At 60.4% G+C, this 20,028-nt stretch carries 19 protein-coding genes and 1 pseudogene; 5 read left to right on the top strand and 15 right to left on the bottom strand.

The window, feature by feature from the left end; translation table 11 throughout:
• Positions 1–428: 428 nt before the first annotated feature.
• Positions 429–719, bottom strand: a complete 291-nt coding sequence (locus SB822_RS33675) for a hypothetical protein (RefSeq protein ID WP_410856575.1) — start codon at positions 717–719, stop codon at positions 429–431.
• Between the two features lie 262 nt (positions 720–981).
• Here SB822_RS33675 and SB822_RS33670 point away from each other — a divergent pair, with 262 nt between their 5' ends.
• Positions 982–2,274 carry a class I SAM-dependent methyltransferase gene (locus SB822_RS33670; RefSeq protein ID WP_410856599.1) on the top strand — a complete coding sequence of 431 codons (1,293 nt, stop codon included), beginning with the start codon at positions 982–984 and terminating at the stop codon, positions 2,272–2,274.
• Positions 2,275–2,307: 33 nt separating this feature from the next.
• Here SB822_RS33670 and SB822_RS33665 read toward each other — a convergent pair whose 3' ends face one another.
• Positions 2,308–2,916 carry a hypothetical protein gene (locus SB822_RS33665; protein ID WP_086909979.1) on the bottom strand — a complete coding sequence of 203 codons (609 nt, stop codon included), beginning with the start codon at positions 2,914–2,916 and terminating at the stop codon, positions 2,308–2,310.
• Positions 2,917–3,293: 377 nt separating this feature from the next.
• Here SB822_RS33665 and SB822_RS33660 point away from each other — a divergent pair, with 377 nt between their 5' ends.
• Together SB822_RS33660 and SB822_RS33655 are read left to right on the top strand one after the other, a co-directional pair.
• Entirely contained in the window at positions 3,294–3,605 is a 312-nt protein-coding gene (locus tag SB822_RS33660; RefSeq protein WP_410856574.1) for a high-potential iron-sulfur protein, read from the top strand.
• A gap of 697 nt (positions 3,606–4,302) precedes the next feature.
• Positions 4,303–5,673, top strand: a complete 1,371-nt coding sequence (locus SB822_RS33655; protein WP_086909981.1) for an MFS transporter — start codon at positions 4,303–4,305, stop codon at positions 5,671–5,673.
• Positions 5,674–5,955: 282 nt separating this feature from the next.
• Here SB822_RS33655 and SB822_RS33650 read toward each other — a convergent pair.
• Positions 5,956–6,078: pseudogene (locus tag SB822_RS33650) on the bottom strand (universal stress protein); the annotation flags it as partial.
• 242 nt (positions 6,079–6,320) lie between these two features.
• On the opposite strand from SB822_RS33650, the gene SB822_RS33645 reads away from it, so the two are divergent.
• Positions 6,321–6,506, top strand: a complete 186-nt coding sequence (locus SB822_RS33645; protein WP_086909982.1) for a hypothetical protein — start codon at positions 6,321–6,323, stop codon at positions 6,504–6,506.
• A 245-nt stretch (positions 6,507–6,751) separates the two neighbouring features.
• On the top strand, positions 6,752–7,069 hold the full coding sequence (locus SB822_RS33640; RefSeq protein ID WP_410856573.1) for a DUF1840 domain-containing protein: 318 nt from the start codon (positions 6,752–6,754) through the stop codon (positions 7,067–7,069).
• Between the two features lie 523 nt (positions 7,070–7,592).
• Here the strand turns inward: SB822_RS33640 and SB822_RS33635 are convergent.
• From SB822_RS33635 to SB822_RS33580, 12 genes are all read right to left on the bottom strand, one after another.
• The gene (locus SB822_RS33635) at positions 7,593–8,567 is read right to left on the bottom strand and encodes an IS5 family transposase (RefSeq protein ID WP_410856572.1); all 975 of its coding nucleotides are present in this window, start codon (positions 8,565–8,567) and stop codon (positions 7,593–7,595) included.
• A 169-nt stretch (positions 8,568–8,736) separates the two neighbouring features.
• Entirely contained in the window at positions 8,737–9,078 is a 342-nt protein-coding gene (locus tag SB822_RS33630) for a cytochrome C oxidase subunit IV family protein (protein ID WP_086909985.1), read from the bottom strand.
• On the bottom strand, positions 9,075–9,716 hold the full coding sequence (locus tag SB822_RS33625; protein ID WP_410856571.1) for a cytochrome c oxidase subunit 3: 642 nt from the start codon (positions 9,714–9,716) through the stop codon (positions 9,075–9,077). The genes SB822_RS33630 and SB822_RS33625 overlap by 4 nt, the downstream gene beginning before the upstream one ends.
• Positions 9,713–11,335, bottom strand: coding sequence for a cytochrome c oxidase subunit I (gene ctaD / locus SB822_RS33620; RefSeq protein WP_086909987.1), 1,623 nt, complete (start codon positions 11,333–11,335; stop codon positions 9,713–9,715). The genes SB822_RS33625 and ctaD overlap by 4 nt, the downstream gene beginning before the upstream one ends.
• On the bottom strand, positions 11,316–12,266 hold the full coding sequence (coxB, locus tag SB822_RS33615; protein WP_410856570.1) for a cytochrome c oxidase subunit II: 951 nt from the start codon (positions 12,264–12,266) through the stop codon (positions 11,316–11,318). The genes ctaD and coxB overlap by 20 nt, the downstream gene beginning before the upstream one ends.
• Positions 12,263–13,132, bottom strand: a complete 870-nt coding sequence (locus SB822_RS33610) for an SCO family protein (RefSeq protein ID WP_133061237.1) — start codon at positions 13,130–13,132, stop codon at positions 12,263–12,265. Before SB822_RS33610 ends, coxB begins: the two co-directional genes overlap by 4 nt.
• Positions 13,129–13,551 carry a hypothetical protein gene (locus SB822_RS33605; protein WP_133061238.1) on the bottom strand — a complete coding sequence of 141 codons (423 nt, stop codon included), beginning with the start codon at positions 13,549–13,551 and terminating at the stop codon, positions 13,129–13,131. Before SB822_RS33605 ends, SB822_RS33610 begins: the two co-directional genes overlap by 4 nt.
• Positions 13,544–14,632: a hypothetical protein gene (locus tag SB822_RS33600; RefSeq protein WP_207634709.1), complete on the bottom strand. Its 1,089-nt coding sequence runs from the start codon at positions 14,630–14,632 to the stop codon at positions 13,544–13,546. Before SB822_RS33600 ends, SB822_RS33605 begins: the two co-directional genes overlap by 8 nt.
• Positions 14,629–15,252, bottom strand: a complete 624-nt coding sequence (locus SB822_RS33595; protein ID WP_086909991.1) for a c-type cytochrome — start codon at positions 15,250–15,252, stop codon at positions 14,629–14,631. Before SB822_RS33595 ends, SB822_RS33600 begins: the two co-directional genes overlap by 4 nt.
• Positions 15,249–15,782, bottom strand: coding sequence for a DUF3341 domain-containing protein (locus tag SB822_RS33590; RefSeq protein WP_086909992.1), 534 nt, complete (start codon positions 15,780–15,782; stop codon positions 15,249–15,251). Before SB822_RS33590 ends, SB822_RS33595 begins: the two co-directional genes overlap by 4 nt.
• On the bottom strand, positions 15,779–17,116 hold the full coding sequence (nrfD, locus tag SB822_RS33585; RefSeq protein ID WP_410856569.1) for an NrfD/PsrC family molybdoenzyme membrane anchor subunit: 1,338 nt from the start codon (positions 17,114–17,116) through the stop codon (positions 15,779–15,781). Before nrfD ends, SB822_RS33590 begins: the two co-directional genes overlap by 4 nt.
• 44 nt (positions 17,117–17,160) lie before the next feature.
• Positions 17,161–20,025: a 4Fe-4S dicluster domain-containing protein gene (locus SB822_RS33580; protein WP_410856568.1), complete on the bottom strand. Its 2,865-nt coding sequence runs from the start codon at positions 20,023–20,025 to the stop codon at positions 17,161–17,163.
• Between the last annotated feature and the right edge of the window lie 3 nt (positions 20,026–20,028).

Below are 20,028 nucleotides of genomic sequence, written 5' to 3'. Positions count from 1 at the left end.
TGCGTCTCCCGCCAAACGCTTACCATGCAGCATTTGATTTCCCAATAATCGTAAACCGTTTCATTGCCAAAGACCACAGGGACGATCAGGGCTTCCGTGTTGCATTTGCTTCGTGGTGCCCAGCGGCGTCCCCGTCTCGCCGCGGGTACTAACGCGCTCTGCGATGTTCGGGCGATATCGGCTGGCTTCGGATGTCAGTACATTTGGGCCCCGGCCTGAGGCAGACTGCCACACGCCTGCCGATCAGAAAAGTTATCCGGGTTCTCTCATGCGATCGGGTTACGCATTTCTTTGCGAACATCAATATGAATGACATGAACGCCAGACTGACCTCGACATACTTCAGTTTATTCAAATCGGACAAATCTTCGCGTCCCCGGCGGTCGGGCTGCGAATTGCTTAAGCCACTCATCAGAGCGTGCAAGGCCTCAACCACGGACTGACCAGGTGGCCGTCACCAGCAGGACGAAGCCGACCACTGCGACGAGCGCATGGATGACGACCAGAGGCTTCGGCGGCGCCCGCCGGTTCCAGTAATAGCCGAGGTTCATGACAACGCCGCCCGCAGCGGCGAGCACAAACAGGACCGTCGGCCCAGGTGCGAGCCTGGCAGGGGAAAAACCGACGAAACCGCAGGCCTGAGCCCAATTCGCCGCATGCCATGCCGCGAAGACCCACGGCCATGTTGTCGTTGATGCATGCATCTTGTTGAGCGGCACCGTCGCCCGCCCGCAAGACGTCTGCAGCGACGCTGCCTGACAATACCAAAGTCCCGGTGCTCCAATGCATAGAAAAACGCTACAGGCAGACGTGATGCGGCCGGTCTCTCACATCTGTCGCAGCAGCGACTCACATAGCTAAATGTTTGGCGGTCTATTCGTACAGCAACCGTCCCACCCACACGAATTCACGATGCAGTTTGCGCTTTCGGCATGAACGATGCTAGAGCGAAACATGGACGTCGCTGAAGGAGTACACACCATGATGCTATCGAGCCTGTTGCATTCACTGGCAGAACAGCAGATCGCCAGCCTGCCGCTACCCTGTTCCGTGGCTCTGCCCGACGGCCAATGCATCGGAGCGCAGCAGCCGCGCGTGTCGTTTGTGATCCGCGACATGCGGACCCTGCTGCATCTGACGCGGGGCGCTATCGGGCGGCTGGCGGAAGACTACGTGGAAGGCCGGCTCGAAATCGAAGGGACGATGCATGACCTGATGGCGACCGCACCCGCGTTGCTGCGCGGTGATCCTGCACACGAAACGCACGGATGGCTGTTGGGCTCGATAAACCGCACGCGCCGTGCGGTCTGGGAACGTACCCATCACAGCCGCCCCGGGGACGCCGCTCAGGTCCGGTATCACTACGACATCTCCGACGACTTCTATGCGCTGTGGCTCGACCCGTTACGCGTGTATTCATGTGCCTATTTTTCGACACCGGAGATGTCGCTCGCCGAAGCCCAGCAAGCGAAGCTCGATCACATCTGCAGGAAGCTGATGCTGAGCTCCGGCGAGCGCTTTCTGGACGTGGGCGCCGGTTGGGGCGCACTGCTCCTGTGGGCTGCCGAATACTATGGTGTAGCGGCGACCGGTATCACACTGTCGAGGAATCAGCACGCGTACGTCAGCGGGCTCGTTGAGCAAAAGGGACTGCAGGGCCGCGTCAAGATACTTTTACAGGACTATCGCGATGTCGACGAATCGGCACCTTTCGACAAGATCGCCTCAGTCGGCATGTGTGAACACGTTGGCCGGCCTAACCTGCCTGTGTATTTCGCAAAGATGCGGCGCCTCCTCAGACCTGGCGGGCTGATGATGAATCACAGCATTACCGCGGGAAACATCGACACCCCGGAAGTCGGCGGTGGCATGGGTGATTTCATCGACAGATACATTTTCCCCGGAGGTCAGCTGGTACACGTAAGCGTGATGCTGAATGCGATGGCGCGCAGCAATCTCGAACCGGTGGACGCGGAGTGCCTGCGTCCGCACTACGCGCGAACGTTATGGCATTGGGCCGATGCGCTCGATGCACATCTCGACGCGGCGCACCGTGTACTTGGCAAGGATGCGGAAAAGATTACCCGTGCGTACCGGATGTATCTTGCAGGGTCAGCGATGGGATTCGAGCACGGGTGGACGTCGCTCTACCAGATCCTCGCATCGCGTCCGGCTGGGTCGACCGCAACGGATGTCCGCTCTACCTGTCGCATCGCCAACGCTCGAAGTGACTATCCGTTCAACCGCGCGTACATGTATGCTCGGAAACGCTGACGCGGACAATGGACGGGTGACAGGCCAAGCTGGTCAGCTTTCCTGTTTCAGGCGACCTGGCGCCCGCCGGAACGCGTTACGAATGCCCGACCGGTGACGCCGTCTTACCCTCGCCCGAGGTTCCACTGTTGGCACGCCTGAACCCATTTCCGGGCCCTCGGACACCAGCATGCTACAACTGACCCTGTCGAGCAGCAGGCCGTCGGCCCTGCCGCCCGCCACCGCGCGAGGCGCACACCTTTGGGCGATGCGACGAACCCGAGACGTCCCAGTGAACGCAGCAGGAAATTCGAAGCGGTTTGCAATCCAGCCGCCGAGCATCGGACTCAGGCATGCGCCCGCCGCCTCGGCGGCTTTCACCGCGCCGTGGCCAGGATTCACGCGCCCACTGCCATGCAACAGGTGCACGACGAACGCAGAGATTGCAACGCTTCGCAGTCCGGAGCTCAGACCGTCGAGGATCTGCACGGGCAGTATGCCCACGGGGTCATGAGCGATGCTGCCGCGAGCCCGCGCAAACGGCAGCGTGACCCGCTTCACGAGGATAATCCGCCCGAAGAAGGCCCAGCGCCGGATCAGGCGGCTCGCATACACGGTTGCGATCAGCATCGCGACCGTCAGGCCAGTCAAAGCGGGGCCCATCGAGGCCTCAAAGGGCGGTCACATCTAATTCGCCTTCACCCAACCCTTTGAATTGGCGCGTTTCTCGCGGCAGGTATGGCCAGATTCGCATGATTATCGCGCCGCTGCCAACAACTTGGCGTCTTACGCGTCACATCGTGATATAGCTCGACCTCTAGCGATACAGATCGATCTTCGGCTACCAGCAAGGGAGGTCGGTGGCGGTCCCCATAGAACGATCACCCCTATACTCACGACATTTTCGTATGTCATATTGTGATATACGTGCCGAAGCGCAAAGATCCGGATGTGGGCCGGAAGGTTCCAGTCAACGTAACCGGACAAATGGCCGAACGCCGCCGTAGGCGGTCGCTCAATTGTATACAGGAGTCCGTATCATGCCTCTTTCCAGACGATGTTTCATGATACTTGCTGCATCCGTCGCATCCAGTGCGGTCTTTTCAACTGAATCTCGAGCCGACGCTCCGGTGCTGGCAGAGAGCGATCCGACCGCACAGGCACTTGGCTACAGGATGGATGCTTTTAAAGTGGACAAGACGAAATTCCCCCGATTTCAGACCGGACAGACCTGCGCCAATTGCCAGCTGTATCAGGGCAAGTCCGGCTCGGCGATGGGTCCTTGTCCTACCTACGGCGGCAAACTGGTCAATGCAAAGGGATGGTGTAACGCTTACGTGAAAAAAGCCTGAATCGTGCACCAATCACCAGTCACATGTGGTCGTCAGTCACTCGTACCGAAACAAAGATCAAACCTCGGGGCACGTGGCGATACCGGAGTCAGGCAAGCCACTGGTCTCCTACCCGGCCACCGGAAAACGTCACGGTCGCAACATGCGTGGCAACTGCGTTCTGCGCTATTATTAACTAACTGCGAAAAGATCGAGCGCCTCAAGGCCGGCATCCGTGCCGACGTTGAAGTTTGGTTATGCGAAGAATCGCTATGGTGGTTTGATGACAAATACCGCCCGGATCATCACGTGGTTCGTTTCGAGCGCGCGCATGTGGCAGGGAATTTTAACGGATTCGGCCGTGGCTTACCTTCGCAACAGGCAGACGTGTTCGCTTGGGACTTGGTCGTGCTGCGTCCGTTATCGGTCGGATATCTGATAAGTATGAATATTTCCGGTTCGATGCACGACCATTACCGGGCAGTACGCATACGCGAAGCCGAGCCGAGCAACCAGCGATGAAAACGTTACGCCTACCGGTCTTCCGTGCCATCGTCAGACGTTAGGTATCCGATGCAGTTGCAGGCTGCCAAAATCGGCGACCTGGGAGTAACCATTAGGGTGCGACACGTATGTGCAAATCACAACATGATGCATCAGCGGAACCTCTGATCGTACTAACTGTCCATACATGATCTCGCCCTTTAAGGGGGTTCAAATGGCTGCCACGCAAACAGGGGCCATGCCCCTTTCCGATGAAGACTACCGGCGTCAGCTACGCCGCGCTGTCATTGCCAGCACGATCGGCACGACGATCGAATGGTACGACTTCTTCCTCTACAGCATCGTCACTGGGCTGGTATTCGCCAAGCTGTACTTTCCGCAATCGGACCCGCTCGTCGGCACGCTCCAGGCTTTCCTGATCTACGCCGTCGGCTTTCTCGCAAGGCCGGTCGGAGCAGCCATTTTCGGCCACTATGGCGACAGGATCGGACGCAAGGCGACGCTCATCGTCACCCTGTTGCTGATGGGACTCGCCACGTTCGCTGTGGCCTTCGTTCCCACCTATGCGAGCATCGGCATCTGGGGCGCCGTCATACTTACGGTGCTGCGCTTTATCCAGGGCGTGGGCGTCGGCGGCGAATGGGGTGGCTCCGTTTTGATGTCGATGGAATGGGCGCGTACGAACGCGCATCGCGGCTTCGTCGCGTCGTGGCCGCAGTTCGGCGTACCGGCCGGTCTGTTCGTGGCCAACCTCGCCGTGCTCGCGATGAGCGAACTCTCCGGCAGCGCTTTCCTCACATGGGGCTGGCGCGTACCGTTCTTCCTCAGCATCGTGCTGGTCGCAATCGGTCTGTATATCCGGTTGAATATTCTCGAGACGCCGATATTCGCGAACCTGTTGGCCGAGCGCCGCATCGAAAAGACGCCGATGCTCGAAGTGCTGCGCCGCCAGCCGAGAGATATTCTCCTGTCGGCCTTTGCGCGCATGGCCGAACAGGCGCCGTTCTATATCTACACGGCTTTCGTTTTCACGTATGGCGTGACGACACTGGGCGTGACGCGCGACCTGCTGCTCACCGCGGTGCTGGCGGCGTCGGTGCTGGAATTTTTCACGATTCCGTTCTTCGGGCATGTGTCGGACCTGATCGGACGGCGGCGGATGTACATGATCGGCGCCGCCGCGGCGGGCATCTTTGGCTTCCTCTACTTTGCAATGATCGACAGTCGCAGCCCGATGTGGATCTTCGTGGCCATCGTGCTTTCGCTGGTGCCGCATTCGATGATGTATGGCCCGCAGGCCGCGCTGATCGCGGAGTCGTTCACGGGAAGGCTGCGCTATAGCGGGGCATCGCTCGGCTATCAACTGGCCTCCGTGATCGCCGGTGGCCCTGCGCCGCTGATTGCGACCGCGCTCTTCGCGTACTACCACTCGGGTTACGCGATCGCCGGCTACGTTCTGTTGTGCGCGGTGCTCAGCCTGTTCGCCGCTTCGCGCCTGGGCGATTACACGAACAAGGACATCTCGCGCGAATACGACGAAGCGCATCCGTTGGCCGACAGCGGACATACGAGACCGGCTCATTGATCGATGCGCATGCCGGGTCGATCGGTCCCGTGGCAATGGCCTGTCTGCTCTCTGAGCGCGTCCTAGCAGCTTGCTTGCAGAGCCGGAAAGTGACCAGCCGCTGCGGGTCTGGGTGCCGGGTGCGCGACGGGCGAGGCAGCGTATCATCGCGCCATACTAAAAGAACGCCTCGCCACATGGCATGACCGGGCTGTCTCAACCGCAGCCGAATGAGTTATCTGATAAGAATAACTACTATTTTGCCAAACACGTAGCCTGCACTCGTCAACTTGACATTGCCCTGATTACAGAAAGGACGTGCACCTGTGCGCCGAGCTCTTGCGCCAACCGGGCACCGTCTGCGAGCGCGTGCGGACCTTCGCGGGATCCGTCGTAACACAGAAGTATGCGGTTGAACGCTGACATGTTGCTTTCCCACGTTCGTTGCGTCGTCATACGGCAGATTCGATAGCCAACCCGCCAGAGACTGCACGGACGCGAATTTGGCGTATGGCATTTTGCGATGCACGTCAGGGCGTCGTGTCGATCACGAAACGAGGCCGTTCGACAGCATATTTTACATGTATCACGTTGTGATATATAGTAAATACAAGCATACAATCGCCCACAATAGTCAGGTGCCGATCGCGTGATGCACGGAGGGACAAATGGTTATTGGCAACGTTTTTGAGGTGGGCTTTCTGCTAGCTATCTTTGCGCTGCTCGGTATCATCCTGGTCGGCGCCCTGCTGGACGCGCTTCACCTGCAGAGGCTGCACCCGAGGCTGATCGGCGCGACAATCGGAGTGCTTGTTGGCTTCGCGCTCATAGAAGCCGTTCCAATGATTACCTGAATGTGCGGGACGGCTGGCAAATCGCCGCCAGACAGATGGTGCTACGTCGCGCCGCGTTGCGCAGAGATCGGCGCGCGGAGACTCGATCGTACTTCCACTGGCTGTGAGTTGCCAGGACCGCAGCCAGAACGAAATGCGAATACCGTCCGTCCAAGGGATGAGCCGGCGTGACACGCTGTGCCTCAGCCATGTCCCCGCTCTCATTGGCCGGCGTGCGTTGCACTGCGCATTCGAGAGGAGCTACCATGCTGATCACTTTTCAATCCACCGCCTCGCCAGACGTAGTGATGCTTCGGGATCTCGCGCAATACTTACTGGGCTTGATCGGGAAGCGACTTGGCGAGCGCGGCGTCATCATGCACGACGAGCTGCAGGGCGCGATCAAGCGGCTCGAATCTACGATTACTGAGGAGGCCTCCGCCGAACGCACACTCGAAGCCTTGCATTGCTCGCCAGGGAATGCGAGCGAGCCAGGCAATGGGCTCTCACAACGCGCATGGCCGTTTTTACAGATGATGCGAGAAGCGGCCGGCCAAGGTGCCGACATCATCTGGGGACTTTAAAGCAACCCAACACCACAAACCGGCTGTGAGTGCGCTTCAGGAGCGACGGGTAACGCATCACAGCTGTGACACGTGACCGCGCGCCAAGACGGATCCTTCCGAGGCCGTACGGCGGTCGACTCATGCTAGCCGGAACCTACTCAGCAAAGTATCCCGAACCTGACAGGCCTTGAACTCCGTCGCTCTTCACTGCCTTCATATAAGACCAGGTTCTCACCGTTTTGGAGTCAGGTCGAGACGTGATGTCGACCCGATGCATCATGATGGCCTATCTATCCGAGCGAGAGAACGTCGTCGAGCAGGTCGTTTCGGTCTGTCTGCGGCTGTTCGACACCTGGTGCGAGAAGCTCGCGTATCGGTTGCCTTGCTGGCCGGTGATCGGTGGAGTTAGGGCTATGCTGATCAAGCCGCGAATCTGGAGCTCGACCAGTACATCAATGGCGATTTGGCCGTAAAAGGCACTTCGTCCTCGCCAGAGCCTCTTTCGGCTCTCAAAGCGGGCGCTTTGCCCGCTTTTCGCCCATTACGGGCGCACCTGTGCCATCAGGCGCCTGCGCGACAGGTAAACATTGGCCAACGCCAGTGCGACGAAAGCACGGTTGGCGTTCTTCGCCAGGCCGCGATAACGTACCTTCGTGAAGCCCCACAACCGCTTCACCACGGCAAACACATGCTCAACGCGAGCCCGGATCCTGGACTTGTTGCGATTCTTGCCTCGCGCCACCTCGTCAACCTGGCCGGCGCGGCGCGTGCGCTGGTTGGTGAAGTCACGTGCCCTGGGCGCCTTGCTACGGATCAACTCCTTCTGGCTCGCGTAGGCGCTGTCACCGTACACACGTTGTTCCTGGCCGTGCAGCAATTGGGGCAGCGGGTGCTTGTCATGCACTTTCGCCGCCGTCACCACTGCGCTATGGGCCAGACCGCTCTGGCTGTCGACGCCGATATGGAGCTTCGCACCGAAATACCACTGTTGTCCTTTACGCGTCTGATGCATCTCGGGGTCGCGCGCCTTCTGTTCATTTTTGGTCGAGCTGGGCGCCGAGATCAGGGTCGCGTCCACGATGGTGCCGCCGCTGAGTTTCATCCCACCGGCCTGCAGCACGCGCCCGAGCTCCGCAAACAGTCGCTCGCCCAGTTTGTTCCTCTCAAGCAGGCGACGGAATTTGAGCAGTGTTGTGGCATCAGGCACGGGCTCGCAGCCCAGGTCGATACCCACAAAACGGCGCAGGCTAGTGCTGTCGTACAGCGCCTCTTCGCAGGCGAAGTCGGCCAGATTGAACCAGTGCTGGATGAAGTGAATGCGCAGCATGCGCTCCAGACCAACAGGCGGGCGGCCATTGCCGCGTTTCGGGTAAAACGGTTCGACTACCGCGCACAGCTCGGCCCACGGCACTATTGCATTCATCGTGTCGAGAAACTCATCGCGCCGTGTGCGTTTGCGTCGCGTTTCGAATCCCGCACCCTGATCTGCTGCCATCGCCAGCGTCTGCTGCTTCATCGTGTTCTGCCTTTGTCGTTACCGGTGCGCTCTATAACGCTTGAGGCGCACAATCGGTGGACTTAATCAGCGTTGCCTTAGCCGCCAATCGTGGCGACCGGCAGCTTTTCCATAGAGAATCACGATGAGGCTCGCGACTCCTCAGGTAAGTACTTTCGTCCGCCATTGCTTATGGCCGTGCTGCTCCCGCCTCTTGTGGCACCGCCGGTGCCTGCCACGGCGCCACGCTGATAGCTCGCGTCGAATAATCGGTACCGCTCAATCCGAACAGCAGACTGAGTGCAAGCAATGCGGCGACCGCGGTGATGCGTAGCATCGCGGAGGCCCGACTCAGATGCATGAAGTAGAGTGCCACGAGCAACGCCTTTGCCACCGCAACAATAAGGTTGATCGCGCTGTTCCACGCACCAAGCTTCAGGTACGAACTGCTGAAAGTCAGCATCAGCAACGTCACCAGTGCAGCCCATATCTTGAGTTGGTCCGCGTATCGGCGCACCCCATGTGAATTCATCCGTTACTCCTTCCGACGAGATACAGCAAGGGATAAAGGAAAATCCACACAATGTCGACGAAATGCCAGTAAAGACCGGCCACTTCGATGCGCTCAGCTGCCGCAAAGCGGCGATCATCGCGCGAGAGGCCGAGTGCAAAGACAACGACCATGACTATGCCAATGATCAGATGCAGCGCATGAAGCCCCGTCATGCCGAAATACAAAAAATAGAACAACTCCGCCGCGTCGGCATGGCGTGGCTCGGAAAAAGCGAACCCCGCCGCAGGCACGAGGTGCTCGTGCCATTCTTTCCAATACTCGGTGCCCTTGATGACAAGGAAGATAGCGCCAGACGCAGCCGTAAAGAACAGCATGCGCGACGCGAGCCGCATTGCATTCATTTTTCGTGCTTGCACGGCGATCGCCATCAGCATGCTGCTCGTCAACAGTACGGCCGTGTTGATCGTGCCGAGCATGATATCGGTGTGACGGCTCGCAGCGGCGAAACCTTCGGGGAAGTGCGTGCGTCCGTAGTGGTAACCGAAAAAGAGCGGGCCGAAGAACATCAACTCCGTCGCAAGAAAAGTCCACATGCCCAGCGTGGAGGCTTCTTCCTGTTGCGCGGCGGAATCGAACTGTTCGGCGTGAAGGGTCATTGGGGCGCCTCATTTCCGGTTTCCGGATCGTACTGATACGCATCCCGCCGCACTATGGGTGTCTGTTCAAAGTTATGCTTGGGGGGCGGTGAAGACGTTTGCCATTCGAGGCCGGTAGCACGCCAGGGGTTGTCTCCCGCACGCTTGCCGTAAAAGAGCGACCATATCAGGTAGGTCATCGGCAACAGGTAGCCGACTGCGAGGATCGAAGCCCCCGCCGACGACAGGACGTTCAGCACCTGAAACTCCGGCGGATACGCGTGATAGCGGCGCGGCATGCCCTGCAGGCCGAGAAGGTACTGTGGGAAGAAAGTCAGATTGAAGCCGAAAAAAATAATCAGAGCGGCCACGCGGCCCAATATTTCCGGATACATGCGTCCCGTCATCTTCGGCCACCAGAAGTGGACCCCGCCCAGATAAGCCATCACCGTGCCGCCGACCATGATGTAGTGAAAGTGCGCGACGACGTAATAGGTGTCCGTCAGGTGCACGTCCAATGCCAGCGAGGCCAGCGTCAACCCCGCAAGCCCGCCGATGGTAAAAAGGCCGACGAAGCCGAGCGCATAGAGCATGGGTGCGGAAAACGTAATGCGGCCCTTGTAGAGCGTCGCCGTCCAGTTGAAGACCTTGATCGCCGACGGAATTGCAACCAGAAAGGACAGCAGCGAAAATACCATGCTCGCGTACATCGACTGGCCCGACACAAACATATGGTGACCCCAGACGAGAAACCCGATCGATGCAATGCCAAGGATCGCATAAGCCATGAAGCGATAGCCGAAAATTCGCTTGCGCGCAAAGCACGGAATGATTTCACTCGCCACCCCCATCGCGGGCAGCACCATGATGTAGACGGCTGGATGCGAGTAGAACCAGAAAAGATGCTGGAAAAGCAGCGGATCGCCGCCCAGGGCTGGATCGAAGATGCCGATGTGCAACAGACGTTCGGCCGCGAGCAACGCGAGCGTCATCGCCAGCACGGGCGTGGCCAGCACGAGGATGATCGAGGTGGCGTAGTTGGCCCACACGAAGAGCGGCAAGCGGAACCACGTCATGCCCGGCGCACGCATTGTGTGTACGGTGACAATAAAATTCAACCCGGTCAGGATGGAGGAAAACCCGACAATGAAGACGCCAGTCACTGCGAGAATCACATTGCTGTTCGAGAACATCGTCGAAAACGGCGTGTAAAAGGTCCACCCCGTATCCACGCCGCCCGCATAGAGCGCGCCCAGGGTGAAGAGCCCGCCCACGACGTATATGTACCAGCTCATCAGGTTCAGGCGCGGAAAGGCAAGGTCGCGCGCGCCTATCATCATTGGCATCAGAAAGTTGCCGAGCGCCGAAGGAATCGACGGGATCAGAAACATCCACACCATGATCACGCCATGGGCGGTAAACAACCGGTTATAGGTGTCGGCCGAAACCAGGGCGCCCTGCGGCGTGACGAGATTGAGCCGCATGAGGGCTGCAGCCGCGCCGCCGACGAAAAAAAACGCCGTGATCGACACCATGTAAAGCCAGCCAATCCGCTTGTGATCGTGCGTGGTGAGCCACGACTTCAGCGACCAGTCTTCCAGATAATCCGGCACTTCGGCTTCACTGACCCGCGCGTGCATAGTCGCCTCCGGTGGAACGGATGTATTCGATGATGGCCAATATGTCCTCCTCGCTGATCTGTCCAGCGAACGACGGCATGATCGGCTCATAGCCGGCCACGATATCCCTGCGCGGCAGCAGGATGGAGTCGCGGATATACGCTTCGTCGGCAACAAGCGCCCGGCCATCCGATAGATGAACTTCACGCCCTAGCAAGCCATGCAAATCGGGCGCGTGAACCGACGATTGCGCCTCATGACATCCGCTGCAGCCATAGCGCCGGTAAAGTTCAAAGCCGTGCGCGGCAATGCCCGGCTGCGCGTTGCCGCTCGCCAGCCACGCGGCGAAATCGCCCGGCTGCATCACGATGATGCGCCCGCCCATAGCGGCGTGGTCAGTGCCGCAATACTCGGCGCAATGAAGATGGAATTCGCCCGTTTCCGTCGCGGTGAACCAGATCGTCGTATACCGCCCCGGCACCACGTCCTGCTTGATCCGGAAAGCGGGCACATAAAAGCTGTGGATAGCGTCCTGTGAGGTCATCACGAGGCGCACCGGCTGATTCACCGGGACATGCAGTTCGTCGATCTCGCGCCTGCCATTCGCATGTTCGAGCTTCCACATCCACTGCTTCGCGACCACGAACACCGGCATCGCATCAGATGGAACGCGATAGAGTTGCGTAAAGTCATATGCAGCCCATACAAACGTGCCGATAAAGAGCACGAGCGGAATCACGGTCCAGGCGATTTCGAGCCCGCGAGCGGCCGCCGGCGCGTTGCTGCGATCGGCTGCCGACCCTGCGCGGTAGCGGATCGAGAAAACGACGACCAGGAGCGCCAAGGCGAAGGCGACGGCAACCAGTACGACTGTCTGCGTGATGAAGAGCGCGTCGTAGCGGCCGCTTGCCGTGGTCGCGCTGTGTGGAAAGAGGTGAAACGAGGCATTCATGTTGCGCCCCTTCTCGTCGCACGCCACAGCCAGACACCGAGCGCCGCCAGCACTGTCAGACATACCGCGCGCACGGCTGTGATGACTTGCGCGCTGTAACGGCCTGTCACCGGATCGTAATGCGAGCACAGCAAAAGCAGCTGATCGACGGGCGAGCCGATGCTTTGCGATGAAGCATCGATCAGCGCGAGCCGAACATCACGCGGGTCGAAGCGCACACCCATGAGGTAGTGCGAAATGCGGCCGTCACGCGTGGCAACGATGAAACCCGCCGGATGCACATACTGTTGTAATTGCTGGTCGTAGACATACTCGAACCCGACGCTCCGCGCCAGTGCGTCAATTTCCGGCTTCCTCCCGGTCAACAAGGTCAGTTGCACACCGCTGTTGGCAAGCAAGGGCTCATAAGAAGCCTTTTTGCGGGCGGCAAGCTTGGGCGTCTCCGACGGATCGATACTTACGCCCAGCACCCGGTAGGTGTGCGGCGGCAGGCCCACTGCGGCAAGGCTCTCGAGTACGCCATCCATCAGCGTGCTGCACAAGTTGGGGCAATGGAAATAGCCCAGCACCAGGACCACTGGTCGGTCGCCAAAGTATGCGCCGAGGCGGGCAGGTCGTCCTTCGTCGTCGGTAAATGTGCCGGATAAAGGCAGCGTCTCGTTGAGCCGCTGCACGTATCGCGTCTGCTCCGGCGGACGAATCGCGAGCGCCTGCGCGTACGCCGGTGACTGCATGAGGCCGGCAATGCATGCAATAGCGAGAAGCAACGTCCGTCGGAACCACCTCGTTCTGGCGTCGCCGCCAGTAAAACGGCGCCCGGCGCTGGACTCACCGGCACTGCACCATGATCCGTGCACACGCGTCATGGGGTCTCCCTGCGTACATTGTCCGACTTGCCGCTCTGGCCTGGGGCCTGGGTCTGGGTCTGACCTGGGCCCTGGTTTGCCATTATGCGCATCGCCTCTTCAACCGGAATACGCGCGATGCCGCGTTGCTTATCGATCCATTCCCACGATTCCAGCAATTTGCGCTTTTCGGACTCATACCCCGCGCGCTCCTGCCGCGGGGCGCTCTGCAATGCAGGTGGCGTCACCTGCGGTACCGTCCCGGCATTGGGGCCGCCGTACGTCTGTGCGCCGGACGGCGCCCCCCATCGCTGCCAAAGCAGCCACGCCGCCAGCATCACGAGCACGATGCCGACCGCTATGGCAGCGCCGCCCCACAGCACGCCGCGGACGTTGACTTCGTTTGGGGCAGGAGACGTTTCCGCTTGTCGTTCAGACATGGCCGGCCCCTGCGGCACTGGCCACAGCGATGCGAGCGCCCTTCTTTACCGCCACATAGGCAGCGACGAAGAAAGCGACGATCGTGAGCGGCACGGTCCATAGCCACTGCAACCAGCCGACCGGCAATGAAGGGAAGACCGTCCACCAGACGTCGAGCTGATGAGCAGCGAGCAACCCGGCGGCTAGCCACCCGAGAAGTGCGGGCGCTTCTTTGGCGTTGCGAAAAAGCAGGATAAGAAGCGGTGCGAAGAAATGAAACAGCACCAGCAGCCATGCGATGTATAGCCAGCCGTGCTTCGTGCGCGGGACGTACCACGCGATTTCATGCGGCAGATTCTCGGCCCAGATAATCAGGAATTGTGTAAATGCAAGGTAAGCCCATGTCATGACGTACATCAGCAGCAAATTGCCGAGGTCGCGAAAGATGAGGGGCGCCGGCAAAGGTCGCATGCGCGTCGCCAGCACCGCCGCGAGCGCCATGCCCGCGAGCGCCTGGCTCAACCCTGCCAGCATGCCAAACACGCTGGAATACCAGACGGGCATCAGTGACATCACCCAGTCCACCGCCGCAAGGCTTACGGTCCAGCCGTAGACGATCAGCGCCCCAGCCGAGAAACGCATGGAGCGCCGCATCGCCGGCTGCCTTGAAAGCGTCGCGAGCAGCGTCCAGACAGCCAGATAGACGACGCTGCGCACGACAAACCACGACGGCGTCAGCCAGATACTTTTGAACCATGCACTCTGTGGCGGCAGTTCGCCCGCCCACCGCTGAATGCCGGCCGACGCTCGCGGCGCCCACGGATACAGTTCGTGCATACCGATCAGCAATGGCAAGAAAAGCACGGCCACAATCCACATCAGGCGCGACAGTTCGAGCAAGGGCTCGCGAATCGCCTCGCCCCATCGCCCTCCCGTCAGATTGTGGAGCCAGACGTTGGCGAGCCCGCCCATCACGAGACCGCAACAGAACCACCAGGTCGCAAGATAAGCGCCGAGGAACGCCGTGGGGGCGGACGACCAGGCCGCGACGCAGCCGGCAACGATGACGGCAAGGGCAACCAGCGGTACATACCGGTTCATTGGGTGCCTCCCGGCTTTGCGGCTTGCAGGCGCTCGAACACCTCAACGGGCAGCCTGGAGACGTCGGCATGCTGGCTTAACTGCAGCGCGCGGATATAGGCAACGATGGCCCAGCGGTCCGACGGGTCGACACGGTCCGCGTACGGATACATGACGCCATAGCCATTGGTGACGACGTCAAAAAAGTGCCGGTCGGGCGCCTGGCGCAGGCGTTCGTCGTGATACGACGGCGGATGGGGAAAGCCGCGTCGAGCGATCAATCCGTCTCCGTCGCCGACCGCGCTGTGGCAAGGCATGCAATAAATTTCATACCGTTGTCTGCCACGTAGCAAAAGCTGCATCGTCACCGGGTAGGGATTGTTTTGCGCAGTCGCGGCCGCGATATCTTTGCTCACCTCATCGGCGCCCTTGCGACCACTCGACGTGCCAGCGAACGGTCCCTGCGAATAGGGCACGCTACCTTGCGGCGGCGGGCGCGATGAATTGCCGTCGGCGAACAGCGCGCTGCGCGAAAGCGGCTTGTATTTGGGCTGGTCATACATGTCCTGCCTGGCCTTCTCGCATCCGCTGAGCGACACGGCCAGGCAGCAGGACAAGAATATCTCCGCCAGCTGCTTCATCGCGGCACCTCGACTACGGACACCGGTTGCAAGTCTTGCAAGAAGCGCTTGCTGCACTCGATATCGAAACGCGGGTCGCGCGCCGTCAGGCACAGGAAGAACCGGTTGCGGGTGGCCTGCTCGAAATGAGGCACATTGAAAACCGGATGGTTGAGACGCGGCAACCCGTTCGCCACCAGCATGCCGAACACCGCCGCGAGCGCGGCGCCCAGGATGGTGAGTTCGAACGCTGGCACGACAAACGATGGCCAGCTGTGCAAAGGCCTTCCGCCGACGTTGATCGGATAATCGATCACCGCCGAATACCATTGCAGAAAATAACCGCCCACCGCGCCCACGATGCCGCCGACAAGCGTGATGAGCGGTACCCTGCTGGATCGGAAGCCAACCGCTTCGGCAATCCCTTCCACTGCGTAGGGCGAATAGGCTTCGACATAGCGAAAGCCGTCTTCTCGCGCGCGCCTGGCCGCTTCCAACAAAGCCTCACTGGTGCGGAATTCCGCGAGCAGACCGTAGACCTCACCGCTCATGCTTCGCCCTCCGCACTTTCATGGACGAGTTCGCGCATCTCAGCGATCGAAATGACGGGCAGAAAGCGGACGAACAGCAGGAACAGCCAGGCGAAAAAGGCAATGGATCCGAACAGCGTCACCCAGTCCCAGACGGTGGGCACGAAGAGTCCCCAGGCGGAGGGCATGAAGTCGCGGTGCAGACTGGAAACCACGATCAGAAATCTTTCCATCCACATACCGACGTTGACCACGAGGCTGATCGCAAATAACGTCAGCACGCTATGGCGCACACGACGGAACCACAGAAGCTGCGGCACGGCGACATTGCAAAACATCATGGACCAGTAAACCGGCGCATAAGGACCTAGCCAGCGGTTGACCGTCATGTATTGCTCGAAGGGGTCCGCGCCGTAAAAGGCGGTGAAAATCTCCGCGGCGTAGCCGTAGACGACAACCAGGCTGGTCGCCAGCATCACTTTCGCCGCGTTCGCCAGATGCCGTTGCGTGATGAAATCCTCCAGACCGAAAAAGTAGCGCAGCGGGATGGCGAGCGTGAGTACCATCGCAAAGCCGGAGAACAGCGCGCCCGCTACGAAATAAGGTGGAAAAATGGTGGAGTGGTAGCCGGGCGTGTTGCCTATCGCGAAGTCCAGTGAGACCACCGAATGCACCGAAATCACGAGCGGCGTGGCAAGCCCCGCCAGCAACAGGTATGCACTTTCGTAGCGCGCCCAATGCCGCGCCTCGCCGCGCCAGCCGAGTGCGAGCAGGCCATAGGCAAATGTCGCGAGGCGCCTGCCGGCACCGCACGATCGGTCGCGCAGCGTGGCGAGATCGGGGATCAGGCCGACATACCAGAAGACCAGCGACACGATCAGATAAGTGCTGATCGCGAAGATGTCCCACACCAAAGGGCTGCGCCATTGCGGCCATACATTCATGACGCTGGGATAGGGAATGAGCCAATAAAAGAACCATGGCCGCCCCAGATGCAAGATCGGAAAGAGCCCTGCGATACTGGCCGCGAACAGCGTCATCGCCTCGGCGAAGCGATTGATCGAAGTACGCCACTTTTGTCGCAGCAGCAGCAGGAAAGCCGAGATGAAGGTGCCAGCATGACCTATCCCGATCCACCAGACGAAGTTGCCGATGGCAAAACCCCACGCGACAGGAATGTTGACGCCCCAGATGCCGACACCGGTGATGAAGAGCCATGTGATCGCCCCGAAGAACATCAGCGTACCGGCGAACGTCACCAGAAACGCCGTTAGCCACCCCCAGTGAACGCGGCGCTTGAGCACCAGGTTAGCGATCTTGTCGCTGACGCTCGCGTAGCCCCACCCGGCGCGCAAGACCTCGCTATCCTTCGAAACGGGCGGCTGCTCTGAGGCCGGGTTCATACCTGCTCCAGATCGTCATCGGGATTCAGGACGAGCGCCGCGTACGTGGTGCGTGGCCGCGTGTTCAGTTCGGCCAGCAACGCGTAATCCAACGGCGACGCTTTGGCTCGGTTGACTTTGCTCATCGGATCGTTGAGGTCGCCGAATGCGATGGCTTCCGTCGGGCATACCGCCTGGCAGGCGGTCACAACCTCGCCGTCGCGCAAACGACGCCCGAGCTTTTCCGCCTCGATGCGCCCGCGAGTGATGCGCTGCAGGCAGTATGTGCATTTCTCCATGACGCCCCTGCTCCGCACCGTCACCTCGGGATTGAAGGCGGGTCTCGGGCGGTCGATTGCCGTATTGGCGTACTGCAGAAAGTTGAAGCGTCGCACTTTGTACGGACAGTTGTTCGAACAGAAGCGTGTACCGACACAGCGGTTATAGACCTGCACATTAAGGCCCTCGCTGTCGTGCACCGCGGCACCAACTGGGCACACTTCCTCGCAAGGCGCGGTTTCGCAATGCATGCAAGGTACAGGCTGAAAGGCGCTACGCGGATGCGAAGCCGGCCCGACGTCATAACGGTCGACCCGAATCCAGTGCATCTCACGCCCGCGCGCGACTTCTTCCTTGCCGACCACGGGGATGTTGTTCTCAGCCTGACAGGCAATGGTGCAGGCACGACAGCCGATACAGGCGTTGAGGTCAATCGCCATACCCCATTTATAGTCCCTGTATTGCCACTGGGGATACAGCGACATCACCGGCGTGCGCTTGCGCGGTTCGTCATTGGCGAAGTGCGGGTTTCGCCGAAACTCGTCGAGCGCCGCCATTCGCACGATCTCGCGCCCTTCCATCTGCTGATGGTTCTGCGTGGTGGCAAATGCAACCTGGCGTCCGGTCTTTTCTGCCTTCAACGCGTGTGAGCCCCGCAAGACCCTAAGGCGGTATGCATCGAAGCCCACGCCATTGCCGACACGACCGGCGCCCCATCTACCGTATCCGAGCGGCAGCGTGATCGCGCCTTCCGCGTGACCAGGCCACACCCATGCCGGCGCCTCGACCACACGTTCCGGCCCATGGTCGAGCGACAAGCGCAACACGTCGCCGCTACGCACGCCCAAGCCCTGCGCGGTGTGTTCGCCGAGCAAAGCCGCGTTTTCCCACGTCATCGTGCTGAATGGGCGTGGGAGTTCCTGTAGCCAGCTGTTGTTGGCGAATTCGCCGCCTCCAACCGACGGATCGGCGACAAACAGGGCACGCAGCGCGGGGCCGTTGAAATCCGGCCGCGGCGGCAACTCGGGTAGACCGCTCAGCGCAAGCGCCGAACTGGCGCTGCCGGCAATCAGGCCTTGCCGAAGGCCCTGCTGCCAGAAGCTTTCGAAATTTCCCCCTTGTTGTTTGCCCTGCCAATAGCGGCGCACCAGAGCGTACCCTGCTTGCTCCTCGCCATCGGTCAGAAGGGCCAGCAACTCGTGCGCGGAGTGGCCGTGGTAAAGCGGTGCAATGACAGGCTGCACAATGGACGCCGTGCCGTCGAATGCACGGCTGTCGCTCCATTGCTCGTACCCATGCGTAGCCGGGACGTGCCACTTCGCGGCGAGCGCCGTTTCATCGCGGTAAAGGCCCAGATGCGCAGAGAACGGCAGCTTGCTCAAAGCGTGTTCGAAACCGATGTCCGGCGGCGCATCGTAGACGGGGTTGACTTCCAGCATGACGAGTGAAGTCACTGCGCCGGAGTGAATGTCTTCGACGAGTGTCGCAATCGACTCACCATGGTTCTGAGGCTGGGCTTCAACGGGTGCGATCGGCACAATCGTTTCGCCGAGATTGCCAAGATGCTCGTTCAACCGATGCACAAGCGCACGCGTGCGTGGCGAAACGCTGCCACCAGCTACGATAAGCGACTGCCTGCGATGCGCGGCCAGGCGCTTTGCCAACACTTCTTCCCACCTGGCGGCCCGCTGGTCTGACGCAGGTGGAATGGCGGACAGGTCACCGCTCGCCATACCCAGTCGGGAAGCGATCCGCCAGACCGTTCGTTCGATCTCGTGCGGCGGCATCGACAGGCGATTGTCAGCCAGTGCGCCCAGCAGTTGCGGGCTCGCATCGAGCGCGTAGAGCCGTTTGTCGAATTGCGGGGAATCGCTGCGACGGTTACGCAAGAACTCGCGCGCGTAGCGTATGCCGCCGGGCCAGTCCGCGAAGGGATCCGCATCGACACTCACGATGATGGCAGCGCGATCAAAGCGATACAGCATGTCGGCGGCCTCCCCGAACGCGAGCTGCGACGCTTCGAAGCCGGCGTCGTCGTGCAACGGGTCATGACAGTGCCAACGCGCTTTCGGATATCGCGTCAGCAGGCCGGCGATCTGGTCGGCGAGCGTCGGTGACGTCGTGGTCCCCGTCAGGATGCGAAGGCCGGCGCCACCGCTCGCATCCCAGTCTGCGCGTTGCGGCAGTAAGGCCGCCTTGAAGGCCTCCCACGTCGACAGCGCATCGCCACGCTGGACCGTCTGCGAACGGTCCGGATCCCACAGCTGCAGCACCGAGGCCTGCGCGAATACGCCAGTAGCGCCGAGGCTTGCGGGATGTGCGGGGTTGCCCTCGACTTTGGTGGGGCGCCCCATCTCACTTTCGACCAGCACCCCTTGCGCATAACCGCCGTGAATGAAGGCGGTCGCGTAGTACAGTGGCTTGCCCGGCATCATCGTTTCGGGCATCCGCACATACGGTACGATGACTTCCTGCGGCGGTCCACTGCAACTCGCGCCTGCCATCGCAATCGATGCGGCCATGATCTTGAGGAAGGCGCGGCGCTCTGGACTCTCGGCCTCGTCGCTGGTCGGTACGATCGGGATGACAGGGCGGTGTCGCATGGT

Source organism: Paraburkholderia sp. SIMBA_054, assembly GCF_046534875.1.
Lineage (GTDB): Bacteria > Pseudomonadota > Gammaproteobacteria > Burkholderiales > Burkholderiaceae > Paraburkholderia > Paraburkholderia hospita.
Note: the sequence above shows the minus strand (reverse complement) of the source record. Positions and strands in the feature narration are given on the sequence as shown.